This window comes from Micromonospora sp. NPDC005203 (genome assembly GCF_042872705.1).
Lineage (GTDB): Bacteria > Actinomycetota > Actinomycetes > Mycobacteriales > Micromonosporaceae > Micromonospora.
This window is the reverse complement of the sequence record NZ_JBIAKV010000004.1, coordinates 174,495-192,630: the sequence shown is the minus strand read 5'-3', so window position 1 is coordinate 192,630 and position 18,136 is coordinate 174,495. Positions and strand designations below refer to the sequence as shown.

Sequence of the window (18,136 nt, the reverse complement as noted above, 5' to 3'; positions counted from 1 at the left end):
ATGCGCACGACGGGGCCGGAGCCTCGGCATCACCGGGTGCCACCGGGCGGCCGCCCGCCGCTCGCGCGGCGGGCGCCTCGCCACGGCCCCCGTTGGCGGCCCACCTTGCGATGGCCGGCCGCCCTGGTGTCAGTCTGCCGGCAGCGAGTTGACCGTGGATGCCTGGCGGTTGAGGATCCGCGCCAGATCCGAGCCACCGTCGCGGTGCTCCTGTGCGGTGGTGCCGTACGCGGCGCGGAACGCCCGGCTGAAGTGGGCCTTGTCGGGAAAACCCCACCGCGCCGCGACGGCCTGCACGGGCAGGCCGCGCAGGGCCGGGTCGGTCAGGTCGCGCCGACAGCGGGTCAGCCGCAGTTCCCGGATGTACGACGCCACCGTGGTGTCCTCGGCCTCGAACAACCGGTGCAGGGACCGCACCGAGATGTGGTGGGCGTCGGCGACGACCTGTGGGCCGAGCGTCGCGTCGCCGAGGTGGCGGTGGATGTACGACTGCACCTGGGTGAGCAGCGCCCGGCGGCGGACCTCGGTGGGCACGGCGTCCTCGGCGACGAGGTGCCGGCCGAGCATCGTGGTGGCCAGGTCGAGCCCCACCGCGCCGAGACGGCTGGCGTCGGCGGCGTGGTACTGCTCGGGGTGCCCGGTCACCTGGAGCAGAAACTGTGCCAGCAGCGCCCCGATGCCCTCGCTGCCGGACATCCGGCCGCCGTAGAGGGCGGCCATCCGCTGTGGTGGCAGCGGCAAGGCGGCGTGCGGGATCATCGTGATGATCGAGGTGGCCTGGTCCCGCTCCGGCTCGGTCGCGTGGTGGCGCACGTCGTGCGGCCGGGACGCGTCGTAGAAGGTGAACTCGCCGGCCAGGATCTCGCTGCTGCGCCCGTCCTGGCTGGACGCGCCGACGCCCCCGGTGGTGAGGGCGAGGATGTACAGCTCCGGGTCGGACCGCTGGACCAGCTTCCGGGTCCGGGTGGCGTCCAGGGACGGGTACTCGTACTGCACCAGCTCGATCGGGCCGAGCGCGATGAAGTCGGCGCGAGCGGCGAAGTCGCCGCTGTGCGCGGACCGGATGCGCAGCGGTGCCGAGGTGCGCGCCACCAGGTCCAGCCACATGCCGAACCGTTCGCCCGGTGGCAGGACGGTGGTGTCGATGGTGCCTCTCGGTAGCATCGGACTCCCTCAGCCCGCTCGACGCTGGATCAGCGCCTCGACGCCGTCGAGGATCCGGTCCAGGCCGAAGGTGAACTCGTCGTCGGGATCGTCGTCCTGGTTGAGCACGCCGGCAGCCAGCACGCGGTGCAGGGCCGGGAAGCGGGCCGGGTCGATGAGCCGGGCCACCAGTCGGCCGTACGCCGGCATCATCTCGTTCGGTTCGACGCCTGTCGCCCGGCTGCCCTCGGCGACCTGCGAGGTGAGGGTGGCCTCGTTGCGGACGTACCCGGTGAGCAACAGGAGCACCGACATCTTCTCGCTCTCGGCGAGCGTGGAGCCGTCCAGGCAGCGCAGCCCGTCCTCCATCCAGCCGAGCTGCTGGGGGGTGATCGGCGGGCCGGTGATGGGCACGTGCAGCAGCCAGGACCGTTGCCGCAGGGCGTCGTGTTCGGCCCAGGCCCAGCGGGTCAGCCCGGCGCGCCAGTCGGTGCCCGGTGGGGGTGGGCCGGGCGACGGGCCGTACCCGACGTCCACCATGAGCATCAGCAGCTCGTCCTTCGAGCCGACGTAGCGGTAGAGGGCCATGGTGGCGGCGCCCAGTTCCTTGGCCACCCGGCTCATCGAGACGGCGGCCAGCCCGTCGGCGTCGGCCACCCGGACGGCGGCGTCCACGATGCCGGGCACGCTCATGCCCGGCCGCGGGCCCTTGGGTGGGCGGTCCCGCAGCCCCCACGCGTTCTCGATGGCCGGTGGGAGCACCGGCTCGTTGTCGCCTGTCGTCGCCGCCACATTTTCCTCCTTGCCCGGCCATCCTAGTTCTGCGTATGGTCTACGCATAACAGCGTACGCCATACGCAGAGAGGAAATCGATCATGACGACGACGACCACCACACCCGCACCCCGGGCGGGCCGACGCGAGTGGATCGGGCTCACGGTGTTGATGTTGCCGCTGCTGCTGGTCTCGATGGACGTGTCGGTGCTCTACTTCGCCGTCCCGTTCATCAGCGCGGAGTTGCGTCCGACCGCCACCCAGCAGCTCTGGATCTTCGACATCTACGGCTTCGTGCTGGCCGGGCTGCTCATCACCATGGGCGCCCTCGGTGACCGGATCGGCCGACGCCGGCTCCTGCTCATCGGGGCCACCGCGTTCGGAGCGGCGTCGCTGCTGGCCGCGTACGCCGACAGCACCGCGACGCTGATCGCCGCGCGCGCCGTGCTCGGCGTCGGTGGGGCCACCCTGATGCCCTCGACGCTCGCCCTGGTGCGCAACATGTTTCCCGACGCCAAGCAGCGCGGCACCGCCATCGGCATCTGGACCGCCACCCTCACCGGCGGCATCGCGATCGGCCCGGTGCTCAGCGGCATCCTGCTGGAGCACTTCTGGTGGGGCTCGATCTTCCTGATCAACATCCCGGCGATGGTGCTGCTGCTCCTGCTCGCCCCGCCGTTGGTGCCCGAGTTCCGCAACCCCGCGACCGGGCGGTTCGACCTGATCAGCGCGGCCCTGTCGCTCGGTGCCCTGCTGCCGGTGATCTACGGCATCAAGGAGATGGCCCGCGACGGCGTGAGCCCGGTTCGGGTGCTTGCCATCGTCGGCGGCCTGCTGGTGGGCGCGCTGTTCCTGCACCGGCAGCGGACCCGGGCGTACCCGATGGTCGACCTCGCGTTGTTCCGCCGTCGCGGCTTCGCCGGATCGCTCGCGGTCAACCTGCTGGCGATGTTCGCCATCGTCGGCTTCGCCATCTTCACCACCCAGCACCTCCAACTGGTGCTCGGCCTGAGCCCGCTGCGGGCGGCACTGTGGAGCCTGGTGCCGTCCCTCGCCGTGGGTGGGGTCGCGCCGGCCGCCGCCGCGCTCGCCCAGCGCGTCGAGCGCGCCTACCTGATCGGCGCGGGGTTCGCCATCGCCGTGCTCGGCTTCGTGGTGCTGACCCGGGTCACACCGGACTCGGCGCTGTGGCTGCTGTTGGTCGGCGCGAGCATCTACGCGGGCGGCCTGGTGATGGTCATGTCACTCGTCACCGAGGTGGTCCTCGGCGCGGCACCGCCCGAGCAGGCGGGTGTCGCGTCGGCGCTCACCGAGTCCAGCAGCGAACTGGGCGGGGCGCTGGGCATGGCGATCCTCGGCAGCGTCGGAGCGGCGGTCTACCACCGCGAGATCGTCGGCGGCCTGCCGGCCGGGCTGCCCGCCGAGGCTGGCGTCGCGGCCCAGGAGACCCTGGCCGGTGCGCTCGCGGTCGCCCAGGGACTGCCGGCGGACCTGGCCGACGCGGTTCGGCACGCCGCCGGGGTCGCGTTCACCGACGGGATGCACCTGGCCGCGATCGCCGCGATGGTGGCGATGCTGCTGGGCGCGGCGGCCGCGCTGACCACGCTGCGCGGCGTCCGACCGGCCGACCCCACGGCGCTCGCCGCCGAGCCGGCCGGTCCGGCCGATGCCTCGTTGTCGTCGGTCAGTCGGTGAGCACGTGCGCGAGCCGGTCGCGAAAACGCCGCTCGGAGTCGCTGACCGACTCGCCGCCGATGCCCAGCAGCCCACCGCTGGACGCGGCACCGACCACCTGCTCGGCGATCTTCACGAGCCAGTGCTTGTACGCGCCGGCCTCACCCTCGTCGACTCGGCCGGCCAGCAGAGCGGCGGCCTGGCCGGCGCGCACCAGCACGTCGTCGATGTACGCCCCCGGGTCGGCGGGCGCGATGACCGGCAACTCCTCACCGGTGTCCGGGTCACCGACCCGGGTGACGATCTCGCCGGCCACGGCGGCGACCAGCGGGCTGGCCGACTCCCGGCCGGCGGCGACGGTCTCCAGCCCGGCCGCGTTCTCCGCCATGGTCCGGCGGGTGCCGTCGGACTCGGCGGCGCTCGCCGCGGTCAGCACCGACTGGGGAAGGCCGACCAGCAGCCCCCACTCCCCGTCGGAGAAACCGAACCCGGTGTACGCCGGCTGCTCGATCACGGCCACGCCCCTTCCGCCCTGCTCTGCTTGATCAATCGGTGCTCTGTCTGGTGGATCCACCGGGCGCGCGGCGGCGCCCGGGTCAGGCTAGTCCAGGGTCAGCAGGCCCTGTTCGGACACCACGCGCACGGACAACGTCTTGTAACCGACCTCGTCGAAGAGAACAGTCATCTTGTCCTCCTCGTAGGAGAGCACCATGCCGCTGCCCCACTCCGGGTGACGCACGTGGCTGTGCACCGGGAACGGCCCGACCGCACCCTGGTCGGCGACGCTGGTGCCGGCGTGGCAGTTGTCGCAGTGCCCGCAGACCTCGGTCATCTGCTCACCGAAGTAGGCGAGCAGGGTCTGCATCCGGCACGCGTTGGTCTCGGCGAAGGCCCGCATCATGTCGGTACGGGACCGGGTCACCGTCTGCTGGCGCTCCGCCTCGGCCACCGCCGCCGCGGCGGCCTCGGTGGCGGCGGGGGAGTAGCGCGGAGCGCCGATGCGCTGCCGGGCCCGCGGCTCGGCCGCGCCGACCTGCTCCAGCAGGGAAAGGTACTGGCCCAGCTTGCGCGGCCCGAGGCCGGTGGTCTCGCGCAGCTCGGTCTTGGTGGCCGGCTTGCGCCGCAGCAGTGCGGCCAGGTCCCGCAGCTCGTCCGCGTCCGGCAGGCCGCCACTGAAGAAGCGTTGCAGGCCGACGTCCTCGGCCCGCCAGAGCAGCAGCACCCGGGCCGGCTGCCCGTCGCGGCCGGCCCGGCCGATCTCCTGGAAGTAGCTGTCCGGCGAGTCGGGCAGTGCCATGTGCGCCACCCAGGCGATGTTCGGCTTGTCGATGCCCATGCCGAACGCCGAGGTCGCCACCATGATGGGGACCTGGTCGGCGAGGAACGCCTCGTGCAGCTCGGTGCGCGCGCCGGCCGGCATCCCACCGTGGTAGAACTGCGCCGGGAAGTCGGCGTCGGTCAACCGGGTGGCCAGCTCCTCGGCGGCCCGGCGGGTCGGCACGTAGATGATTCCCGGCCGCCCCTCGTCGCGCAGCAGCGTCATCAGGCGCCGCCACCGATAGTCCTCGGCGGGGCAGTGCGCCACCTCGATGAACAGGTTGGGCCGGTCCAGCCCGGAGACCACCACCTCCGGGTCGCGCAGCCGCAGCCGGGCGATGATGTCGTCGCGTACCGGCGGGGACGCGGTGGCGGTCAGCGCGACCACCGGCGGCCGACCGATGCCATCGATCAGGTGCCCGAGCGCCAGGTAGTCGGGCCGGAAGTCGTGCCCCCAGGCCGAGATGCAGTGCGCCTCGTCGATCGCCACCAGCGCCGGTTTCAGCGCGGCGACCTCCGCCATCCGGTCCGGGTTGCTCAGCTGCTCCGGCGTGATGAACAGGAACTCCGCCCGACCCTCGCGGACCTCGGTGATCGCCTGGGCCTGTTGGCTGGGCGACTCGTTCGAGCTGATCCGCACCGCCCGCAGCTCCGGACGTTGCCGCTCGTTGAGCGAGGCGATCTGGTCCTGCTGGAGGGCCAGCAGCGGGGAGATCACCACGGTGGGGCCGGGGATCAGGCTGGCCGGGATCTGGTAGATGGCCGACTTGCCGGCACCGGTGGGCAACACCACCAGGGCGTCGCGTCGCTTCATGACCGCGCGCATGGCGGCCAGTTGGTTGGGCCGCAGCGCCTGCCAGCCGAAAAGGCTGCGGGCCGCGCGGCGCAACGACATCGAGTGCGTGGACAGTTTCATCGAGGGCCGGAGGTACCCGAGCCCATGACCGCCGAAACGTATCCCGGACGATCATGGGCTCGGTGATCGGTGGCTCAGCGCAGCCGGGGCAGCACCTCGCGCTGGTAGAGGTCGAACAGGCCCTGGTAGTGCGGGCCGGTGTTGGCGACGTAGACCTCGTCGAAGCCGGCCTTGGCGTACTTGTCGATCATCTCCAGGTGTGCGTCGACGCTGTTGCCGCAGACGAACGCCTCCTTGACCATCTCCGGCTTGACCAGCTCGGCGGCCTGCTCGAAGTGCCGCGGCGAGGGCAGCACCTGGGACAGCTCGCCCGGCACCCCGGCGTTGGGCCAGCGCTCGTACGCGATGCGGACGCCCTCGTCCTCGCTGTCGGCGTACGCCGCCTTGAAGCCGGCCTGGCACGGCTTGTCGCCGCCGCCGTTCTCGCGGAAGCGCCGGACCATGTCGCCGTCGGGCATGGTGCTCACGTAGCCGTCGCCGATCCGGGCGGCCAGGTCGATGGCCTTCGGTCCGAAGCCGGAGACGTAGATCGACGGTGGGGTGTCGGGCAGCGTGTAGATCCGGGCGTTCTCCACGGTGTAGTGCGTGCCGCGGTGGTTGACGAAGCCGCCGTCCCACAGCTTGCGCAGCACCTCGACGGCCTCCTCCAGCATCTCCAGCCGGACGTCGGCCGGCGGCCAGGCGTCGCCGAAGATGTGCTCGTTGAGGGCCTCGCCGGTGCCGACGCCGAGCACGAAACGCCCGCCGTGCAGCACCGCGCTGGTCGCCGCCGCCTGGGCGATCACGGCCGGGTGGATCCGTACCGTCGGGCAGGTCACGGCGGTGGTCACCGGCAGGGAACAGGCCTGGCTGAGCGCGCCGATCATCGACCAGACGAACGGGCTCTGGCCCTGCGCGTCCACCCAGGGGTGGTAGTGGTCGGAGATCCACAGCGCCTCGAAGCCGGCCCGTTCGGCGCCGCGCGCCTGCTCCAGCAGCTCGGCCGGCGTGAACTCCTCACTGGACAGGAAATATCCGATCTTCATAGCTCTCCCCTTCGGCGCGTACCTGCTGATGGGGAAGCCGTACCCCGGTCGTGGTCGGCCACACCCGAGGCGCCGGGCCGGGCGCGCGGTGCGGGGCGCTCAACGCCGGCCGAACATCGCCCGGATCGCGGCGAGCAGCAGCAGGGCGCCGACCACCAGGCCGAGCAGGCGTACGCCGGGGATGTCGGCCGGGCTCGTCGCGTCGGCCAGCAGGGCGGGGTCCATCCCCGCACTCTCCCCGGGAGCGGGCCGCCGGGGCAACTGTAAGGTTTATTGACTATTGAATCGCTCAGTGTGACCATGGCAGAACCGCCTGCCGGTGGCGGTGCGCCGAGGGCGCGCGAGAGATGGGGTACGGGGGCCGCATGAGCGAGCGCAACCAGTGGGCCGACGGGGGCGTACCGACGCCGGTGATCGACGCCGAGCGCCAGGAGGGGGTGGCGTGACCACTCCCACCGGGCACCTCCCGGCCCTTGCCGCCGCCGTCCTCCAGCCCGGGTTCGTGGGCACCACCCCGCCACCCTGGGTGTGCCGCTGGCTCGGCGAGGGCCTCGGCTCGGTGGTGCTCTTCGCCCGCAACGTCGTCGACTCCGAACAGGTGGCGACGCTCACCGCGACGCTGCGCGCCGAGCGTCCGGACGTCATCGTGGCGATCGACGAGGAGGCCGGCGACGTCACCCGACTCGAGTCGGTCCAGGGCAGCTCCCGGCCCGGCAACTTCGCCCTCGGAGTGGTCGACGACCCCGAGTTGACCGAGGCGGTCGCCCGGGACCTCGGCGTCGAGCTGGCCGCGGCGGGGGTCACCCTCAACTACGCCCCGGACGCCGACGTCAACTCCAACCCGGCGAACCCGGTGATCGGCGTCCGCTCGTTCGGCGCCGACCCGGCGTTGGTCGCGCGGCACACCGCCGCCTGGGTTCGCGGGCTCCAGGCCGGCGGGGTGGCGGCCTGCGCCAAGCACTTCCCCGGGCACGGCGACACCCGCGTCGACTCCCACCACGACCTGCCCCGGATCACCGCAGACCGGGAGCGGCTGGACACCTGCGAGTTGGTCCCGTTCCGGGCCGCCGTCGCGGCCGGGGTGCAGGCGGTGATGACCGGCCATCTGCTGGTGCCCGCGCTCGACCCGCGGCTGCCGGCCACCCTGAGTCAGCGCATCCTGGGCGGGCTGCTCCGCGACGAGATGGGCTTCTCCGGGGTGGTGGTGACCGACGCGGTGGAGATGCGCGCGGTCGCCGACCGGTACGGCTTCGCCGGGGCGACGGTCCGCGCCCTCGCCGCCGGGGCCGACGCGATCTGCGTCGGCGGCGAACGGTCCGACGAGCAGGCGGCCCGCGAACTGCGCGACGCCATCGTGGCCGCGGTCGTCTCCGGTGAGCTGCCCGAGGAACGCCTCGCCGAGGCGGCCAAGCGCGTCGGCCAACTCGCCGCCTGGACGATGGCCGCCCGCACCACCGGCCTGGCCGGAGCACGCGCCGCCGCCGACGTCGGGCTCGTCGCCGCCCGTCGGGCCGTCCGCATCACTGCCACCGGGACCGCGCCGGACGCGCTGCCGTTGACCCGCGCGGCGCACGTCGTCGAGTTCGAGCCGCTGCGCAACATCGCCATCGGCGCGGAAACCCCGTGGGGCATCGGCGCACCGCTGGGCGAACTGCTGCCCGGTACGAGCACGGTCCGCTACGCCGAACCCGACGTGCCGGCCGACCCGGCTGCCGGGGCGGGGACCCGCCCTCTGGTCCTGGTGGTCCGCGATCTGCACCGGCACGACTGGATGCGCGCCGCCGTGCAACGCGCCCTCGCCGCCCGGCCGGACGCGGTCGTGGTCGAGCTGGGCGTGCCCGAGGTGGTCACCGGGGCGGTGCACCTGGCCACCCACGGTGCCACCCGGGCCAGTGGTCGGGCCGCCGCCGAGGTGTTGACCGGCGCCCGCTGAGCCGACCGGCCCGCCTAGGGCAGGCCGGCGACCAGGTCGGCGTACTCGGGGTGCTTGTCGATGAACGCGGCCATGAACGGGCACTGCGGCACCACCGTGCCGCCCCGGGCGCGGACCTGGTCCAGGGTGCCCCGGATCAACGCGCCGCCCACGCCCCTGCCCTGGAAGCCCCGGTCCACCTCGGTGTGCGTGAAGACCAGGACCTCCCCGCGCATCAGGTACGCGGTGAAGCCGGCCATCGCGTCGTCGACCAGGATCTCGAAGCGGTGCTTCGCCGGGTTGTCCTCGACCAGGGTGCTCATCCGGCCATTCTCCCCGCGCCCGCGGCCACCGCGTCCAGTTCGCCGAGCAACAGGTCCACCTCGTCGGCCGTGTTGTAGTGGTAGATGCTGGCCCGCACCGCGCCGCCGCTGTCGCGCAGGCCCATCAGCTGGAAGTACTCGTAGGCGTAGTAGTCGCCGACGGAGAGGCAGAACCCGGCGGCGCCCAGCGCCTCCTGGGTCGCCGCCGGTGACACCCCGGCGACGCGGAACGACACCGTCGGGCAGCGCCGGGCCGGCGAGCCGTAGACGGTGATCGCCGGGCGTTGCGCCAGCCCGGCGAGCAGCCGGTCCAGCAATGCCTCCTCGTGTGCCTGGGCGGCGGCCAGCCCGGCGCGCAGCCGCGCCCGCCGGTCGCCGGCCGCGTCCGGGTCCAGCCCGGCCAGGTGGTCCACCGCGGCGGTCACGCCGGCCAGCAGCGGGAAGCTGGGGGTGCCGTACTCGAAGCGGTCCGGCACCGCGTCGGACGACGGGATCAGCTTCGTCGGGCGCAGCGCCGCCCACCGGGCCGGGTCGGCCACCATCGCCGCCAGGTGCGGACCGGACCACTTGTACGCGCTGGTCACCAGCACGTCGGCGCCGAGTGAGGTCAGGTCGGTCGGCCCGTGCGGAACGGAGTGCACCCCGTCGACGCAGACCAGCGCGCCGACCGCGTGCGCGATCTTGGCGATCGCCGGCACGTCCGGCACGGTGCCGATGGCGTTGCTGCCGGCGGTCACCGCGACCAGCCGGGTCCGCTCGCCGACCAGATCGGTGTACTGGGCGGCGGGTAGCTCGCCGATGTGCCGGTCGACCTCGGCCCAGCGCACCGTCGCGCCGGCCGCCTCGGCGGCCTGCACCCACGGTCGGACGTTCGCGTCGTGGTCGAGCCGGGAGACGACCACCTCGTCACCGGGGTGCCAGGTCGCGCCGAGCGTGCGGGCCAGCGTGTACGTCAGCGCGGTGGCACTCGGGCCGAGCACCACCCCGGCCGGGTCGGCGCCGAGCAGGTCGGCCACCGCCGAGCGGGCCTCGGCCACCAGCTCCAACGACCGGCGACCCGCCACGTTGGCGGCGCTGCGGTTGCCGACCGCCGCCCGCATGGCGTCGGTGACCGCGTCGATCACACCGCTGGCGGTCTGGGTGCCCCCGGCACCGTCGAAGTGGACGAAACCCTCGGTCAGGGCGGGGTAGGCGGCCCGGGTGCGGGCGATGTCGAACGGCATGTCCCGGACCCTAGCCGGTGCTCCCGCTGCCTCCCGCGGCCGGCGGGTGGATCACCAAGGGTCGGGGCGTCGCGGATGTCTCGTACTGTTGGTGAGGTGACGAACCGACCCGCCACCATTCCCCCTTCCCCCGTTCGCCGCGCCGCCGGTCTCTTCGCCGGTCTGGTGCTCGGCCTCGCCGTGCTCGCCGGGTGCAGTTCCCAGGGCGCCTCCACCGACTGCGGGCTGGACGCCTGCACTGTCACCTTCGAGCGGGGTGTCGACGCGAGCGCCACCATCCTGGGTGTCGAGGCCAAACTGGTCGGCGCCGAGGGTGACCAGGTGACCGTCGAGGTCGCCGGTGAACAGCTCAGCCTCACCATGGGGCAGCAGGCCGCCGAGGCCGGCGGCTTCGCGGTCACCCTGGACAGCGTGACCGACCAGCAGGTCAAGATCCGCGTATCGCGTAACCCGGGTAGCTGACCTGGGCGGGTGGCGGTGGCCGACGTTTGGGAATCTTCGAAATCGGAGATTGTGACGCCATGTCACTCACCCGTAGCGCCGAAGCCACCGCCTCCCGTACGGCGGACAGCCGGTGGCTGGAAGTTCTCGCCCGGGCCGGCTTCATCGGCTACGGCATCGTCCACCTCCTCTTCGCCTGGTTGGCGTTGCAGATCGCGTTCGGCACGTCGTCCGACGACGGCGACCAGTCCGGCGCGCTGCGTACCCTCTCCGCACAGCCCCTGGGTAAGTTCCTGGTCATCGCCGTCGCGGTCGGCCTGCTCGCCATGGCTATCTGGCAGGCGCTGGAGGCGGCGGTCGGGCACCGCGCCGAGCGCGGCAAGGAGCGGGTCACCGAGCGACTCGCCTCGGCCGGCCGGACCATCGTCTACCTCTACTTCGCCTGGACCGCCTTCAAGGTCTTCAAGGACGCCGGTTCCAACAGCGCCGACCAGCAGGAGGCGTTGACCGGCAAGCTGATGACCTCCAGCGGTGGCCGCTGGCTGGTCGGCCTGGCCGGGCTGGTGGTCGCCGCGATCGGCATCGGCCTGGTGATCTACGGTGCCCGCAAGAAGTTCGAGAAGCACCTGAAGACCGGCGAGATGAGCGCCAAGACCCGTACGCTGGCCCGCCGGCTGGGCATGGCCGGCTACATCGCCAAGGGCGTCGCGTACGGCATCTCCGGTCTGCTGGTCATCGTGGCGGCGGTGAACTACGACCCGGAGAAGGCCCGTGGTCTGGACGCCGCGCTGCACGCGCTGCGCGAGCAGTCGTACGGTGTGTTCCTGCTGGCCCTCGTCGCCCTGGGCATCGCCGCCTTCGGCGTCTACTGCTTCCTCCAGTCCCGGTACCGCAAGGTCTGAGCTGGTCGATATCCGGGTTTTCGGGCACTCTTGGGCTTTTGCCCGGAGTGCCCGACGCCCGTCGAAGGGAAGCATCAGGCCGTGCAGAACTATCTCGAAACGGTCGTCGCCGCGCTCGTCGCGGCGGCGGTCGCCCTGTTCCTGGTGGAGGTCGTCCACCGACTCACCCGGCGGTTCGGCCGCCGGTCCCTGCTGTTGACCGAGTTGACCGATCACTCGCACCGCCCGTTCCAGGTCGCCGGCGTGGTCGTCGCCGTGCAGTTCGCCGTCCGCTTCAGCACCGGGTACGCGGTCGGCGAGAGCTGGCGGCGGCTACTGCTGCACCTGCTCATCCTCGGCGTCATCGCCACCACGGCCTGGCTGGTCGCCTCCCTGCTGGTCGTCGTGGAGGACACCGCGCTGGCCCGGTTCCGGGTCGACGTACCGGACAATCGGCACGCCCGGCGGGTCCGGACCCAGGTGGTGATGCTGCGCCGGCTGACCATCGCGGTGATCGTCATCCTGACCATCGGCGTGATGCTGATGACCTTCCCCGCCGTGCGGGGCATCGGCGCCGGTGTGCTGACCTCCGCCGGGGTGTTCGGTGTGGTGGCCGCGCTGGCGGCGCAGAGCCTGCTCGGCAACGTCTTCGCCGGCCTCCAACTCGCCTTCAGCGACGCCGTCCGGCTCGACGACGTGGTCGTCGTCGAGGGGGAGTGGGGTCGGATCGAGGAGTTGACCCTCAGCTACGTCGTGGTGCAGATCTGGGACGACCGCCGGTTGATCCTGCCCACCTCCTACTTCACCAGCAAGCCCTTCCAGAACTGGACCCGCACCGAGGCGGCGGTGCTCGGCACCGCCGAGTTCGACGTCGACTGGGCGGTGCCGGTGCAGACCATGCGCGAGGAGCTGCGTCGGTTGGTCGAGGGCACCGACCTGTGGGACGGGCGGGTCTGCGTCCTGCAGGTCACCGACGCCACCGGCGGGATGGTCCGGATGCGGGCTCTGGTCAGCGCCGCCGACGCGGGCAGCCTGTGGGACCTGCGCTGCCTCGTCCGGGAGCACCTGGTCGGCTGGATCCGGGACAACCGCCCGACGGCCATGCCCCGCGTACGCACCGAGCTGGGCGACGCCACCAGCAACCTGCCCTGGCAGTGGGTGCAGCCCAGACGCCCGGCACGCCGCCCGTCCGATACCGAGGCGCCCGACGACGCCCGCGTCTTCGGCGGCAGCGACGACGGCGACGCCCGCAGCGAGGCCTTCGTGGGTCCCGAGGAAGCCCGCACCTAGGAGCGTGTCGACGCCGTGTCGCGGGTTGCGAGGTTTGGTCGGGCTTGGGTGGGGGATGTGCTGCCGGACATCTCTGACGCCAGCGCAGTGGTTTGTCGCCGGCTTGTCGGCGCGGCGTTCGGACAACGGGAACGGTGGGCCGCTCGTCACGTTTTAGGATTGACGGGCGGCAACTCCGGGCATACAGCGCGGTGATAGGGAAAGGAGGACAGCATGGCTGACGTGGCGAACGCCCGCACATCCCAGAACGGGAGCGAGCCCTCCACCGCCGAGTTGGTGCAGCGGGCCACCGAGCAGATCTCCCGTCTGGTACGGGACGAGCTGACGCTGGCCCGGGCGGAGTTGACCCAGAAGGGCAAACACGCGGGCATCGGGATCGGCCTGTTCGGCGGCGGTGGCGCGCTGGCGTTCTTCGGCCTGGGCGCGCTTGTCGCCACGGCGATCCTGCTGCTCGACCTGGTGCTGCCCGCCTGGGCCGCCGCGCTGATCGTGGCGGTGGCGTGCTTCCTGGTGGCCGGCATTCTCGCCCTGGTGGGCAAGAAGCAGGTCAGTCGGGCCGTTCCGCCGATGCCGGCGGCCACGGTCCGCAGCCTCCGGGCCGACGTGGACACCGTCACCGCCGCGGTGAAGGACAGGGGGCGGCAATGACGGGCAACGGAACCGGGGACACGGAGGCCCTCCGCGAGGAGATCCGTCGTACCCGGGTCGAGTTGGGCGAGACGATGGAGGCGTTGGCCGCCAAGGCCGACGTCAAGGCCCGCCTGAAGGAGTCCGCCGAGCAGGCGAAGGAGCGGATGCGCGAGCAGGCGGCGCAGACCGTCGCCCGGGTTCGCGGGCAGGCCGTGCGGGGCGCCGGGATGGCGCGGGCACAGGCCTACGAGAAGGGCGGGTTGGTGCGCGCGCAGGCGCACGACAAGGGCGAGTTGGTACGCCGCAACCCGATGCCGTGGGCGGTCGTCGCCGCGGGTGCGGTGGCCACCGTGGTGGTGTTGATGATCGTGCGGGGGAGGCGTCGGTGAGCAAGAAAATCGGCAGGGTCGCGTACCGGCCGGTCGGCGTGCTGTTGGGTATCGCCGCCGGCACGGTGGCCGGGGCGATCTTCCGGCAGGTCTGGAAGGTCACCGCGGGCGACGGTGAGGCGCCCAACGCCACCGACGAGGATCGCGGCTGGGGCGAGGTCCTGGCCGCCGCGGCGTTGCAGGGGGCCATCTTCGCGGTCGTCCGGGCCGCTGTGGACCGGGGCGGCGCGGTCGGTGTCCGCCGGATGACCGGCAGTTGGCCGGACTGACCGCCCGGCGATGTCAGCCCTCTTCCCGCATCGATGGGAAGAGGGCTTTCGCATGGCTTCGGACGCCGCCCAGCGAAACTGAGGCATCCGTCAGGTCACATGTCGGAGAAATTCGTCGGAGAGGTCGTGACAGACTTTTTACCTCCGTGATTTGCTGGTCCCCGCTGTTGCGAGATGGCGTGGGTTGAGAGAAGTCTCCTTCGTGGGGCCGCCTCAGGCGCCGCTGCTCGAAACGGCCAATCGGCCGCACGGCGTGCACGGCCACCAGTTTTTAGAGGGAGATTCACATGGCTCAGGGAACCGTGAAGTGGTTCAACGCTGACAAGGGCTTCGGCTTCATCACCGTCGATGGTGGGGGTGCTGACGTGTTCGTCCACTTCTCGGCCATCCAGTCCAGCGGCTACCGCTCGCTGGAGGAGAACCAGCGGGTGGAGTTCGAGATCGCTCAGGGTCAGAAGGGCCCGCAGGCCGAGCAGGTCCGTCCCATCTGAGTGAGCTGGTCGGCTCCGGCCGGCCAGGGGACGATTCGGTCCGGGTCGTTTGCGAAGCCCCGTATCCCATTCGGGATACGGGGCTTCGTCCTTGCTGCGGCCGGACGCCAGTGTGGACCGGCGGGTCAGTTCCGGCGGCGTGAGCGCAGGCCGAGCCAGAGCACCACCAGCCCGGCCAACGCCACCAGCGGGCCGATCACCGCCCAGATCTTCTCGTCGGTCATGACGCTGCCGCTGACGTAGCCGAGGCCCTGCACCGTCCACACCGCACCGATCACCACGGCCAACAGGCCGAGCGTGAGCGAAAGCCAACCCCTCATCGCATCCCCTCTCCGCCGCCCGGAGCGGCACGCCGTCCTCCAGCATCGCCGCTCGGACGGCGTGGCGCGAGCCGGGGCGCGCCAGTCACCAGCGGTCGTGCACCTGCGGGCGGATCAGCTCGTCGTAGATCTCGCGTACGGCGGCCAGTTGGCCGTCGGTGAGCGGCGACAGGGCCGCCGTCTGGGCGTTGCGCCGGGCCTGCTCCGGGTCGCGGGCGCCGGGGATGACGACGGTGACGCCCGGCTGGTCCAGCACCCAGCGCAGGGCGAACTGCGCCATCGTGCGGTCCGAGTCGACGAGCGGCGCCAGCCGGCGTACGGCGGCCAGGCCCCGCTCGTAGTCGACCCCGGAGAACGTCTCCCCGACGTCGAAGGCCGCGCCGTGCCGGTTGTAGTTGCGGTGGTCGTCGGCGGGGAACTCGGTGTGCTCGTCGTAGCGGCCGGAGAGCAGACCACTGGCCAGCGGCACCCGGGCGATGATGCCCACGCCGGCCGCGGCGGCCGCCGGAAGGACACCCTCCAGGGGCTTGTGGCGCACCGCGTTGAGGATGATCTGCACGCTCGCCACCCCCGGCCGGGCGATCGCGGTGAGCGCCTGGTCGCAGGTCTCGACGCTGACGCCGTACCCGGCGATGACCTTCTCGGCGACGAGGGTGTCCAGGCCGTCGAAGACCTCGTCGGAGGAGAAGACGGCCGTGGGTGGGCAGTGCAGCTGGACCAGGTCCAGGGTGTCCACGCCCAGGTTGGCCCGGGACCGGTCGGTCCACTGCCGGAAGTTGTCCAGGGTGTACGCCTCCGGCCGCTGCTCGACGCGACGGCCCATCTTGGTGGCGACGGTCAGCCCGGCGTCGGGTCGGGTGCGCAGGAAGCGGCCGATCAGCTGCTCGCTGCGGCCGTCGCCGTACACGTCGGCGGTGTCGAGGAAGGTGACCCCGTCGTCCACGGCGGCGGCGAGCACCGCCATCGCGTCGGCCTCGCTGACGGTGCCCCAGTCTGCGCCGAGTTGCCAGGCGCCCAGGCCGACCGCCCCGACGGTCCGGCCGAGCCGGTTGAAGCTGCGCTGTTCCATACCCCGAGCCTAGTGATCGGGTTGCCGGCCTGCCACGGGAGCCGTACGCTAACAAGACGGACGTACGGTTTGGGAGGCAGTGATGTGGGACCCGACGACCTATCTGCGCTACGGCGACGAGCGATCCCGGCCGTTCCACGACCTGGTCGCGCGGATCCCCGCCGACCGGCCCCGGACGATCGTCGACCTCGGCTGCGGCCCCGGCCAGCTCACCGCCACCCTCGCCGAACGCTGGCCGGCGAGCCGGGTACGCGGCCTGGACTCCTCGCCCGAGATGATCGAGCGAGCCACCGCCCTCGGCGCCGGAGTCGACTTCGCCGTCGCCGACCTGCGCGACTGGCGGCCCACCGGTGACGAGGACGTGGTGGTCAGCAACGCGGCGCTCCAGTGGGTGCCCGGCCACCAGGAGCTGCTGCGTCGCTGGGCCGCCGAGCTGCCCGCCGGCGCGTGGCTCGCCATGCAGGTCCCCGGCAACTTCGCCGCCGCCTCCCACCGGGCGTTGCGCCAGGTCGCCGACGGGCCGGCCGGGCGGGCCGAGGTCGCCCCGCTGCTGCGCGCCGACCCGGTCGACGACCCGGCCGACTACGCGGCACTGCTGACCGCCGCCGGGTGCGCGGTGGACGCCTGGGAGACTACCTACGTGCACCTGCTGCCCGCCCGGCCCGCCGCCGACCACCCGGTGCTGGCCTGGATGGAAGGCACCGCGCTGCGTCCGGTCCGGGCCGCGCTGGACGCCGCCGGCTGGTCGGCCTTCCGGGCCGAGCTGGGGGTACGCCTCGCCGCCGCCTACCCGGTCCGGCAGGGTCAGGTGTACTTCCCGTTCCGCCGCGTCTTCGTCGTCGCCCGCACCGGCGACCGTGCAGAGGAGAGTCCGTGACCGACCCGTCCGCCTTCATCGCCGGCCTGCCCAAGGTGGAGCTGCACGTGCACCACGTCGGCTCCGCCTCGCCCCGGATCGTCGCCGAACTGGCCGCCCGCCACGAGGGACGCACCCCCGTGCCGGCCGACCCGGAGGCGCTCGCCGACTACTTCGAGTTCCGCGACTTCGCGCACTTCATCGAGGTCTACCTGAGCGTCGTGGACCTCATCCGCGACCCGGAGGACGTCTGGATCCTCACCCACGAGGTGGCCCGGGAGCTGGCCCGCCAACAGGTCCGCTACGCGGAGCTGACGATCACCCCGTACTCGCACGTGCGGCGGGGCATCCCCGCGCCGGCGTTCTGCGAGGCGATCGAGGACGCCCGCAAGCGCGCGACGGCCGACTTCGGCATCGAGCTGCGCTGGTGCTTCGACATCCCGGGCGAGGCGGGCCTGCCCGCGGCCGAGGAGACGCTGCGCATCGCCCTTGCGGAGCGCCCGGACGGCCTGGTCAGCTTCGGTCTGGGTGGCCCGGAGATCGGGGTACCCCGGCCGCAGTTCCGGCCCTACTTCGACCAGGCGCGCTCCGCCGGGCTGCGTTCGGTGCCGCACGCGGGGGAGACCACCGGCCCGCAGACCGTCTGGGACGCGCTGCACGAGCTGGGCGCCGAGCGGATCGGGCACGGCATCTCCGCCGCGCAGGACCCGGAGCTGCTCGCGTACCTGGCCGAGCGGCAGATCGGCATGGAGATCTGTCCGACGTCGAACGTCCGGACCCGCGCGGTGGCCACCCTCGACGAGCACCCACTGCCCAAGCTGGTGGAGGCGGGGCTGCTGGTCACCATCAACTCCGACGACCCGCCGATGTTCGGCACCACCCTCAACGACGAGTACGCGGTGGCGGCCCGCCTGCTCGGGGTCGGCCCCGAGGGGCTGGCCGGACTGGCCCGCAACGCGGTGACCGCGTCCTTCCTCGACCCCGACGGCAAGCAGCGGATCACGGCCGAGATCGACGCGTACCTCGCCGCCGCCGGTTGAGCGAGGGGCGGGTCGGGAGGAGCGGGGCGCGCGGCGGGAGCGTGGGTGTGGGGGGACCTGAGACTCCCGCCGCGCGCGCGGCTTCACCGTTCGTGGGTGCACCCAGGCACGCTACGACCGGTGAAACTGGTGGGTTCGTGTTCTGATCCTGTCA

Annotated in this window: 21 protein-coding genes; 11 read left to right on the top strand and 10 right to left on the bottom strand. The window is 72.3% G+C overall.

Annotation, left to right across the window (positions count from 1 at the left end; genetic code table 11):
* Positions 1–129 precede the first annotated feature (129 nt).
* Complete coding sequence (locus ACFYPM_RS12605) at positions 130–1,164, bottom strand: helix-turn-helix domain-containing protein (protein ID WP_387194859.1); 1,035 nt, start codon at positions 1,162–1,164, stop codon at positions 130–132.
* A gap of 9 nt (positions 1,165–1,173) precedes the next feature.
* Positions 1,174–1,935, bottom strand: a complete 762-nt coding sequence (locus ACFYPM_RS12600) for a TetR/AcrR family transcriptional regulator (RefSeq protein ID WP_387194856.1) — start codon at positions 1,933–1,935, stop codon at positions 1,174–1,176.
* Positions 1,936–2,018: 83 nt separating this feature from the next.
* Here ACFYPM_RS12600 and ACFYPM_RS12595 point away from each other — a divergent pair, with 83 nt between their 5' ends.
* The gene (locus ACFYPM_RS12595; protein WP_387194853.1) at positions 2,019–3,611 is read left to right on the top strand and encodes an MFS transporter; all 1,593 of its coding nucleotides are present in this window, start codon (positions 2,019–2,021) and stop codon (positions 3,609–3,611) included.
* On the opposite strand, the gene ACFYPM_RS12590 is transcribed toward ACFYPM_RS12595, so the two are convergent.
* From ACFYPM_RS12590 to ACFYPM_RS12575, 4 genes are all read right to left on the bottom strand, one after another.
* Positions 3,601–4,104: a hypothetical protein gene (locus ACFYPM_RS12590; protein ID WP_387194850.1), complete on the bottom strand. Its 504-nt coding sequence runs from the start codon at positions 4,102–4,104 to the stop codon at positions 3,601–3,603. The genes ACFYPM_RS12595 and ACFYPM_RS12590 overlap by 11 nt on opposite strands.
* A gap of 87 nt (positions 4,105–4,191) precedes the next feature.
* Positions 4,192–5,823 (bottom strand): RecQ family ATP-dependent DNA helicase, encoded by a 1,632-nt coding sequence (locus ACFYPM_RS12585; protein ID WP_387194847.1) that lies wholly within the window; start codon positions 5,821–5,823, stop codon positions 4,192–4,194.
* Positions 5,824–5,897: 74 nt separating this feature from the next.
* Positions 5,898–6,848 carry a TIGR03557 family F420-dependent LLM class oxidoreductase gene (locus ACFYPM_RS12580; protein ID WP_387194844.1) on the bottom strand — a complete coding sequence of 317 codons (951 nt, stop codon included), beginning with the start codon at positions 6,846–6,848 and terminating at the stop codon, positions 5,898–5,900.
* A gap of 99 nt (positions 6,849–6,947) precedes the next feature.
* Positions 6,948–7,073, bottom strand: coding sequence for a hypothetical protein (locus ACFYPM_RS12575; RefSeq protein ID WP_255421242.1), 126 nt, complete (start codon positions 7,071–7,073; stop codon positions 6,948–6,950).
* A gap of 217 nt (positions 7,074–7,290) precedes the next feature.
* Between ACFYPM_RS12575 and ACFYPM_RS12570 the strand changes: the two genes are divergently transcribed.
* Positions 7,291–8,781, top strand: coding sequence for a glycoside hydrolase family 3 protein (locus tag ACFYPM_RS12570; RefSeq protein WP_387194841.1), 1,491 nt, complete (start codon positions 7,291–7,293; stop codon positions 8,779–8,781).
* Between the two features lie 14 nt (positions 8,782–8,795).
* Here the strand turns inward: ACFYPM_RS12570 and ACFYPM_RS12565 are convergent, their stop codons facing one another.
* Both ACFYPM_RS12565 and ACFYPM_RS12560 read right to left on the bottom strand, forming a co-directional pair.
* Complete coding sequence (locus ACFYPM_RS12565; RefSeq protein ID WP_387194839.1) at positions 8,796–9,083, bottom strand: GNAT family N-acetyltransferase; 288 nt, start codon at positions 9,081–9,083, stop codon at positions 8,796–8,798.
* Complete coding sequence (locus tag ACFYPM_RS12560; RefSeq protein ID WP_387194836.1) at positions 9,080–10,306, bottom strand: cysteine desulfurase-like protein; 1,227 nt, start codon at positions 10,304–10,306, stop codon at positions 9,080–9,082. The genes ACFYPM_RS12565 and ACFYPM_RS12560 overlap by 4 nt, the downstream gene beginning before the upstream one ends.
* 96 nt (positions 10,307–10,402) lie before the next feature.
* Between ACFYPM_RS12560 and ACFYPM_RS12555 the strand changes: the two genes are divergently transcribed.
* The 7 genes from ACFYPM_RS12555 to ACFYPM_RS12525 all read left to right on the top strand — a co-directional run bounded on the left by ACFYPM_RS12555 (position 10,403) and on the right by ACFYPM_RS12525 (position 14,697).
* Entirely contained in the window at positions 10,403–10,768 is a 366-nt protein-coding gene (locus ACFYPM_RS12555) for a hypothetical protein (protein ID WP_387194834.1), read from the top strand.
* Positions 10,769–10,827: 59 nt separating this feature from the next.
* A complete protein-coding gene (locus ACFYPM_RS12550) occupies positions 10,828–11,649 on the top strand; it encodes a DUF1206 domain-containing protein (RefSeq protein ID WP_387194831.1) in 822 nt (273 codons plus the stop codon).
* 81 nt (positions 11,650–11,730) lie between these two features.
* Positions 11,731–12,918, top strand: a complete 1,188-nt coding sequence (locus ACFYPM_RS12545; RefSeq protein ID WP_387194828.1) for a mechanosensitive ion channel family protein — start codon at positions 11,731–11,733, stop codon at positions 12,916–12,918.
* Between the two features lie 213 nt (positions 12,919–13,131).
* On the top strand, positions 13,132–13,566 hold the full coding sequence (locus ACFYPM_RS12540) for a phage holin family protein (protein WP_387194825.1): 435 nt from the start codon (positions 13,132–13,134) through the stop codon (positions 13,564–13,566).
* Positions 13,563–13,937: a DUF3618 domain-containing protein gene (locus tag ACFYPM_RS12535; RefSeq protein ID WP_357375224.1), complete on the top strand. Its 375-nt coding sequence runs from the start codon at positions 13,563–13,565 to the stop codon at positions 13,935–13,937. Before ACFYPM_RS12540 ends, ACFYPM_RS12535 begins: the two co-directional genes overlap by 4 nt.
* A complete protein-coding gene (locus ACFYPM_RS12530) occupies positions 13,934–14,206 on the top strand; it encodes a DUF4235 domain-containing protein (protein ID WP_387194821.1) in 273 nt (90 codons plus the stop codon). The genes ACFYPM_RS12535 and ACFYPM_RS12530 overlap by 4 nt, the downstream gene beginning before the upstream one ends.
* Positions 14,207–14,493: 287 nt before the next feature.
* Complete coding sequence (locus tag ACFYPM_RS12525; RefSeq protein WP_088962828.1) at positions 14,494–14,697, top strand: cold-shock protein; 204 nt, start codon at positions 14,494–14,496, stop codon at positions 14,695–14,697.
* A 125-nt stretch (positions 14,698–14,822) separates the two neighbouring features.
* Here the strand turns inward: ACFYPM_RS12525 and ACFYPM_RS12520 are convergent, their stop codons facing one another.
* Positions 14,823–15,017 carry a hypothetical protein gene (locus tag ACFYPM_RS12520; protein ID WP_387194818.1) on the bottom strand — a complete coding sequence of 65 codons (195 nt, stop codon included), beginning with the start codon at positions 15,015–15,017 and terminating at the stop codon, positions 14,823–14,825.
* 85 nt (positions 15,018–15,102) lie between these two features.
* Positions 15,103–16,086: an aldo/keto reductase gene (locus tag ACFYPM_RS12515; protein ID WP_387194815.1), complete on the bottom strand. Its 984-nt coding sequence runs from the start codon at positions 16,084–16,086 to the stop codon at positions 15,103–15,105.
* 82 nt (positions 16,087–16,168) lie between these two features.
* On the opposite strand from ACFYPM_RS12515, the gene ACFYPM_RS12510 reads away from it, so the two are divergent.
* Positions 16,169–16,963, top strand: a complete 795-nt coding sequence (locus tag ACFYPM_RS12510) for a trans-aconitate 2-methyltransferase (protein WP_387194812.1) — start codon at positions 16,169–16,171, stop codon at positions 16,961–16,963.
* A complete protein-coding gene (locus ACFYPM_RS12505) occupies positions 16,960–17,982 on the top strand; it encodes an adenosine deaminase (protein WP_387194809.1) in 1,023 nt (340 codons plus the stop codon). The genes ACFYPM_RS12510 and ACFYPM_RS12505 overlap by 4 nt, the downstream gene beginning before the upstream one ends.
* Positions 17,983–18,136 lie beyond the last annotated feature (154 nt).

Coding starts and splice junctions, on each gene's coding strand:
- ACFYPM_RS12605 (WP_387194859.1), bottom strand. CDS start 1,164: ATGCTACCGAGAGGCACCATCGACACCACCGTCCTGCCACCGGGCGAA.
- ACFYPM_RS12595 (WP_387194853.1), top strand. CDS start 2,019: ATGACGACGACGACCACCACACCCGCACCCCGGGCGGGCCGACGCGAG.
- ACFYPM_RS12585 (WP_387194847.1), bottom strand. CDS start 5,823: ATGAAACTGTCCACGCACTCGATGTCGTTGCGCCGCGCGGCCCGCAGC.
- ACFYPM_RS12580 (WP_387194844.1), bottom strand. CDS start 6,848: ATGAAGATCGGATATTTCCTGTCCAGTGAGGAGTTCACGCCGGCCGAG.
- ACFYPM_RS12575 (WP_255421242.1), bottom strand. CDS start 7,073: ATGGACCCCGCCCTGCTGGCCGACGCGACGAGCCCGGCCGACATCCCC.
- ACFYPM_RS12565 (WP_387194839.1), bottom strand. CDS start 9,083: ATGAGCACCCTGGTCGAGGACAACCCGGCGAAGCACCGCTTCGAGATC.
- ACFYPM_RS12560 (WP_387194836.1), bottom strand. CDS start 10,306: ATGCCGTTCGACATCGCCCGCACCCGGGCCGCCTACCCCGCCCTGACC.
- ACFYPM_RS12550 (WP_387194831.1), top strand. CDS start 10,828: ATGTCACTCACCCGTAGCGCCGAAGCCACCGCCTCCCGTACGGCGGAC.
- ACFYPM_RS12540 (WP_387194825.1), top strand. CDS start 13,132: ATGGCTGACGTGGCGAACGCCCGCACATCCCAGAACGGGAGCGAGCCC.
- ACFYPM_RS12535 (WP_357375224.1), top strand. CDS start 13,563: ATGACGGGCAACGGAACCGGGGACACGGAGGCCCTCCGCGAGGAGATC.
- ACFYPM_RS12525 (WP_088962828.1), top strand. CDS start 14,494: ATGGCTCAGGGAACCGTGAAGTGGTTCAACGCTGACAAGGGCTTCGGC.
- ACFYPM_RS12520 (WP_387194818.1), bottom strand. CDS start 15,017: ATGAGGGGTTGGCTTTCGCTCACGCTCGGCCTGTTGGCCGTGGTGATC.
- ACFYPM_RS12515 (WP_387194815.1), bottom strand. CDS start 16,086: ATGGAACAGCGCAGCTTCAACCGGCTCGGCCGGACCGTCGGGGCGGTC.
- ACFYPM_RS12510 (WP_387194812.1), top strand. CDS start 16,169: ATGTGGGACCCGACGACCTATCTGCGCTACGGCGACGAGCGATCCCGG.